6 protein-coding genes (1 of these 6 only partly in view) are annotated in these 6155 nt (G+C 55.0%); 4 read left to right on the forward strand and 2 right to left on the reverse strand.

The features are described from left to right. Positions 1 to 13: 13 nt before the first annotated feature. Positions 14 to 457, reverse strand: coding sequence for a DUF4124 domain-containing protein (locus tag AC0J6G_RS02270; protein WP_475250886.1), 444 nt, complete (start codon positions 455 to 457; stop codon positions 14 to 16). 408 nt (positions 458 to 865) lie between these two features. Here AC0J6G_RS02270 and AC0J6G_RS02275 point away from each other — a divergent pair, with 408 nt between their 5' ends. Beyond that, the gene (locus tag AC0J6G_RS02275; RefSeq protein ID WP_475250888.1) at positions 866 to 2590 is read left to right on the forward strand and encodes an acetolactate synthase 3 large subunit; all 1725 of its coding nucleotides are present in this window, start codon (positions 866 to 868) and stop codon (positions 2588 to 2590) included. Between the two features lie 2 nt (positions 2591 to 2592). Continuing rightward, a complete protein-coding gene (gene ilvN, locus AC0J6G_RS02280; protein ID WP_475250890.1) occupies positions 2593 to 3084 on the forward strand; it encodes an acetolactate synthase small subunit in 492 nt (163 codons plus the stop codon). A gap of 86 nt (positions 3085 to 3170) precedes the next feature. Here ilvN and ilvY read toward each other — a convergent pair whose 3' ends face one another. Next, a complete protein-coding gene (gene ilvY, locus AC0J6G_RS02285) occupies positions 3171 to 4052 on the reverse strand; it encodes an HTH-type transcriptional activator IlvY (protein ID WP_475250892.1) in 882 nt (293 codons plus the stop codon). Positions 4053 to 4177: 125 nt separating this feature from the next. Between ilvY and ilvC the strand changes: the two genes are divergently transcribed. Then, a complete protein-coding gene (gene ilvC, locus AC0J6G_RS02290) occupies positions 4178 to 5194 on the forward strand; it encodes a ketol-acid reductoisomerase (RefSeq protein WP_275961622.1) in 1017 nt (338 codons plus the stop codon). Between the two features lie 153 nt (positions 5195 to 5347). Further along, positions 5348 to 6155 carry the 5' portion of a CDP-diacylglycerol--serine O-phosphatidyltransferase gene (gene pssA / locus AC0J6G_RS02295; RefSeq protein WP_475250894.1) on the forward strand. The gene runs 5 nt beyond the window's last position, so only the first 808 of its 813 coding nucleotides appear in the window; the start codon lies at positions 5348 to 5350; the stop codon falls past the right edge of the window.

A 6155-nucleotide genomic window follows, 5' to 3' on the forward strand; every position in this document is an offset into this window, starting at 1 on the left:
CGCGCCGATCCGCTTACTTGCAGTTATCAGCAATCGCTTTTTGCGCTTCGCTGATACGGCTTTGACGCTCTTCTTCGCTTAGGCGACGCACTTCGCCGTCCACTTCTACCCGTACGCGCGGGTTGTTTTGTAGCTGTGCCAGGTTGGTGCGTATGCCTTCGCAGTACTTCTTGCGTTCCACTTCTTTGGTGGCAACTTCCTGTTTGACCTTTTCATCGATGGCCGCTTGCTCTGGGTCAGCGATGCTCTCAAATGTCGGCGCAGCTTTTTTGGTCTCTGCAGCCGCCGGTTTTGGCGGCGGTGTAGCGGTGTTGATACTGGTGGCTTCTTGGCCTTGAGGCGGCTGTGCGCCGAAGTGCGTCACGCCTTGGGCGTCGACCCACTTATAAACTTGGCTGGCCATAGCTGTGGCGCTTATGGCGAACAGCAAGCTGCTGGTGATAATCATGCGGCGCATGCGATTTCCTTTTGTTGAGCTGCGGTGCCTGCCCGCTACTATAACCAAAATGTTCTTGTGGTCATCCTGCGCTGCGTCACAGCAGAAGATTGCAGATTCAATCATGGATTGCTTGACTTGGCCGCGCCGAATCCCAACAATTCCAAGCTTCGCTGTAGTGGAGTCCGCCGCAAGCAGGCTTTAGCTCAGTAGACATGAGGCGCACACCCGCGCCGACCTGTTACACCCGCAACGCGTTACCTCGCGCTGGGTGGGAAAACCCCGCAACACCAAGGGGCGCTCCCAATACTTGCTCAGTAGTAGCTGACGTAGTCGGCGACCACCGTCGCTCATGCTCTGCTGGCAGTAAACCTATCTTAGGCCGTCCTCCTTGTTGGGCGGTTTTCTGGCGTTTTAGAGGTGAACAACGTGGAGCTTTTATCCGGCGCTGAAATGGTCGTCCGCTTTTTGCGTGACGAAGGCGTTAAAAATATCTATGGGTACCCGGGCGGTGCCCTCCTGCACATCTACGATGCCTTGTTCAAAGAACCGGAAGTTCAGCACATCCTGGTTCGTCACGAGCAAGCGGCAACCCATATGGCTGACGGCTACGCCCGTGCCACCGGTAAAGCCGGTGTGGTGCTGGTGACCTCTGGCCCCGGCGCGACCAATGCCATTACCGGTATTGCAACGGCCTATATGGACTCCATTCCCATGGTGGTGTTGTCGGGCCAGGTGCCTAGCAACATGGTCGGCACTGATGCGTTCCAAGAGACCGATATGATCGGTATCTCGCGGCCTATCGTGAAGCACAGCTTCATGATCAAGCACCCCTCAGAAATCCCGGAGGTCATGAAGAAGGCTTTCTACCTGGCTGAGTCTGGCCGTCCGGGCCCTGTGGTTGTGGACATTCCGAAGGACATGACCAACCCGGCTGAGAAGTTCGAGTACGTCTACCCGAAGAAGGTCAAGCTGCGTTCCTACAGCCCAGCTCTGCGCGGTCATTCCGGGCAAATTCGCAAAGCTGCCGAGCTCTTGCTGACTGCCAAACGCCCAATCATCTATTCGGGCGGTGGTGTGATCATGGGCGGTGCTGCAGCGCCGCTGACTGAGCTAGCGCAAATGCTCAATCTGCCTGTCACCAATACCCTGATGGGCCTGGGTGGTTACCCCGGCACCGATCGCCAGTTCCTCGGTATGCTCGGTATGCACGGCAGCTATACCGCTAACTTGGCCATGCACCATGCTGATGTAATTGTCGCCGTGGGTGCACGCTTCGACGACCGTGTGATTAATGGCGCGAGCAAGTTCTGCCCGAATGCCAAAATCATTCATATCGATATCGATCCGGCGTCCATCTCTAAGACCATTAAGGCGGATATCCCGATCGTTGGGCCGGTCGAGAGCGTAATGACCGAGATGGTTGCCATCCTTAAAGAGATCGGCGAACAGCTGAACAAAGATGCGCTGGCAAGCTGGTGGAAGCAGATCGAAGAATGGCGCGGCGGCCGCATCATGTTCCCCTACGATAAGGGCGACGGCAGCATCATCAAGCCGCAAACCGTGATCGAAACCTTGTCCGAAATTACCGGGGGCGACGCCTTCGTAACCTCTGACGTTGGTCAGCATCAGATGTTTGCCGCACAGTACTATCGCTTTAATAAGCCTAACCGTTGGATCAACTCCGGCGGCCTTGGCACCATGGGCTTTGGCTTCCCAGCGGCGATGGGCGTCAAGTTGAGCTTCCCGGATGACGAGGTCGCTTGCGTGACTGGTGAAGGCAGCATCCAGATGAATATTCAGGAGCTCTCCACCTGTCTGCAATACGGCTTGCCGGTGAAGATCGTCAACTTGAATAACGGCGCGCTGGGGATGGTGCGTCAGTGGCAGGACATGAACTACAACAGTCGCCACTCCCACTCTTACATGGAGTCCTTGCCAGACTTCGTCAAGCTGGTTGAAGCCTATGGCCATGTTGGCATGCGCATCACTGATTTGAAGGACCTCAAGCCGAAGATGGCAGAAGCCTTCGCGATGAAAGATCGCCTGGTGTTCCTCGATATCCAGGTTGATACCAGTGAGCACGTCTACCCGATGCAGATCAAAGACGGTGCAATGCGCGATATGTGGCTGAGCAAGACGGAGCGGACCTAATCATGCGACACATTATTTCCCTGCTGTTGGAAAACGAGCCAGGCGCGCTGTCCCGTGTGGTTGGGCTGTTCTCGCAGCGCAACTACAACATCGAAAGCCTGACGGTAGCGCCAACCGAAGATCCGACCTTGTCGCGTCTGACATTGACGACTGTTGGTCATGATGAAGTTATCGAGCAGATCACCAAGAACCTCAACAAGCTGGTTGAGGTGGTCAAACTGGTCGACCTGTCAGAAAGTGCTCACATCGAGCGCGAGCTGATGCTGGTCAAAGTCAAAGCCACTGGCGCTCAGCGTGCTGAGGTCAAGCGCACCACGGATATCTTTCGCGGGCAGATCGTTGATGTGACCAGTAGCGTCTACACCATTCAGTTATCGGGAACGAGCGATAAACTGGATAGCTTTATCCACGCTATTGGTACCGCGTCGATTCTGGAAACGGTACGCAGTGGTGTTACTGGTATTGCTCGTGGCGACAAAGTGCTGAGTATCTGATTCGGGTTTTGTGATGCATTGAAAAGCCCCCAGGGAGATATCCTTGGGGGCTTTTTGCGTTTCTGTTTTGACCCTCTGTGGGGGGGTTAGCGTTGCCGATTCCAGAACGCGTTGATTAGCGGCTCTTTCAAGCGTTTCTCTACGGCAAACAGGCCAATGTCGTAGGCGGTTAGTGGCGGCTGAATATCGTAGGTGCGGATGCGCTCAGTTAGCGGGCTATTGTCGAGCACGATCTGCGGAACTACGCCAATGCCAAAGCCCAGGCTTACCATGCTGACGATGGCTTCGTTGCCGCTGACCTGCGCATAAATACGCGGTTTGATGTTGTGGCTTTTTAGCCAGCGATCAGTGCGGGTTCGGGCGAGTCCCTCTTCCGAAAGAATCATCGGCACTTCCCGCCAATTAGCTGCGCTGGGATGTTTCAGCTGCTCATCAGTTAACAGCTGCGGTGATTGGGGGCCGATGAAGCACAATTCGGAGCGGGCAATCGGTTGAAACGCGATACCTGTTGGGAGGCTGTCGGGGCGGGCGCCAATAGCAAGGTCTTCTAATCCTTCTTGTATGCGCTCTACTGCTTTAGCGGCGTCGCCAGTATGTAGCTTCATTTCAATGTGCGGGTAGTCCTGGCGAAAGCTACTCAGGATGTCATAAAGGAAGCTATAGCTGGCTGTGACCGAGCAATACAGCGAGAGCTCCCCCTGCAGCACCTGCTGATCCTGCCTAAAGCTCTGGCGCATGGTTTGCAAACCGCTGATCACCTCTTTTGCGTACTCACGAAACTGCAAGCCCTCGCGCGTGAGTTGCACTGAGCGGTTGTCACGCAGAAATAGAGGCGCGCCGAGTTCATCTTCAAGTTGCTTGATGCTGCGGCTGAGTGCTGATGGGCTGACGTGCTGCTCACGACTGGTTTTGCCGAAGTGCAGATTGTCAGCCAGAGCGAGGAAAAGTTTGAGCGCGTGACTGTCCATGGTTATTTCAAATATCGGTATGTTGTATTGCAAATATATCATTTTACGCAACGGGGCTGATCACTTAAGGTGTCTTCGTCGCGGTGCTTGCACCCCATCCCTTTTCGATTAAAAGAGCCAAGAACATGAAAGTGTATTACGACAAAGATTGTGACCTCTCCATCATTCAGGGTAAGAAGGTTGCCATTATTGGTTACGGTTCCCAGGGCCACGCTCAAGCGTGCAACTTGAAAGATTCCGGCGTTGACGTGACTGTTGGCCTGCGCAAAGGCTCGGCCACCGTTGCCAAGGCTGAAGCCCATGGCCTGAAAGTGACCGACGTTGCTTCCGCTGTTGCTGCTGCCGACCTGGTCATGATCCTGACCCCGGACGAGTTCCAGTCCTCGCTGTACAAGAACGAAATCGAGCCGAACATTAAGAAGGGCGCCACCTTGGCCTTCTCCCACGGCTTCGCGATTCACTACAACCAGGTTGTGCCGCGCAGCGATCTCGACGTGATCATGATCGCGCCGAAGGCTCCGGGCCACACCGTGCGTTCCGAGTTTGTCAAAGGCGGCGGTATTCCTGATCTGATCGCGATCTATCAGGACGCTTCCGGCAACGCCAAGAATGTTGCCCTGTCCTACGCCGCTGGCGTGGGTGGTGGTCGTACCGGCATCATCGAAACCACCTTCAAGGACGAAACCGAAACCGACCTGTTCGGCGAGCAGGCTGTTCTGTGTGGCGGTACCGTTGAGCTGGTCAAAGCCGGTTTCGAAACCCTGGTTGAAGCCGGTTACGCGCCGGAAATGGCCTACTTCGAATGCTTGCACGAGCTGAAGCTGATCGTTGACCTCATGTACGAAGGCGGTATCGCCAACATGAACTACTCGATCTCCAACAACGCTGAGTACGGCGAGTACGTGACTGGCCCGGAAGTGATCAACGCCGAATCCCGCCAGGCTATGCGCAATGCTCTGAAGCGCATTCAGGACGGCGAATACGCCAAGATGTTCATCAGTGAAGGTGCCACTGGCTACCCTTCGATGACCGCCAAGCGTCGTAACAACGCTGCGCACGGTATCGAGATCATCGGTGAGCAGCTGCGTTCTATGATGCCGTGGATCGGGGCCAACAAAATCGTCGACAAAGCAAAGAACTAAGTGCAATTGATGTAAAAAACGCGGCTTAGGCCGCGTTTTTTCATGGTGCGATAAAGCTTCTGGTATAAAGCCTTGGTGTTGCGTGGTCGCTGGCGTGAGTGCTTGCCGTTAGCGTCCGGCGAAATTTTCCAAATCCGTTGCAAGGTGTTGTTCATGAATGAGCGTCCAGACGAGCCCCAATCTTCCGTTGAAGCAGAAAGCCTGTTGCCAATCGATGAACATGTAGAAGAGGGGCATGATGCCGAAGGGCGCAAGGTCCGTCATCGCGGTATTTATCTGCTGCCCAACCTGTTTACCACGGCCAACTTGTTTGCCGGCTTCTACGCCATCATCAATGCCATGAATGGCAACTTCTATGTGGCGGCAGCCGCAGTGTTTGTTGCCATGGTGCTGGATGGGCTTGATGGGCGTGTTGCGCGCCTGACTAATACGCAAAGTGCCTTTGGTGCCGAGTACGACTCGCTGTCCGATATGGTCGCCTTCGGTGTTGCTCCGGCGTTGCTCGCGTTCGAATGGGCGTTGGGGAGTATGGGTAAAGTCGGCTGGATGGTGGCATTCATCTATGTGGCGGGTGCCGCGCTGCGGTTGGCGCGCTTTAATACGCAAATAGGTAGTGTCGATAAGCGCTTCTTTATCGGTCTGGCTAGTCCTGCTGCTGCGGGCGTAGTCGCTGGTACGGTGTGGGCCTTTAGCGACTTTGGTATCAAGGGTTCAAATATGGCCTTTGCTGTTGCCATCTTGGTAGCGGCCGCCGGTATGCTCATGGTCAGTAATATCAAATACAACAGCTTCAAGGATCTCGACCTGAAAGGGCGCGTGCCCTTTGTGGCGATTCTGGCGGTAGTGCTGGTGTTTGCGGTTGTATTCAGTGATCCGCCGCGTATTTTGTTGATCATCTTTCTCGCGTACGCGGCCTCGGGTCCGATTCAGTACTTGTTGCGCCTGCGTCGCGTCAAAGGCG

This window comes from Pseudomonas sp. TS_SC_3 (assembly GCF_056156225.1).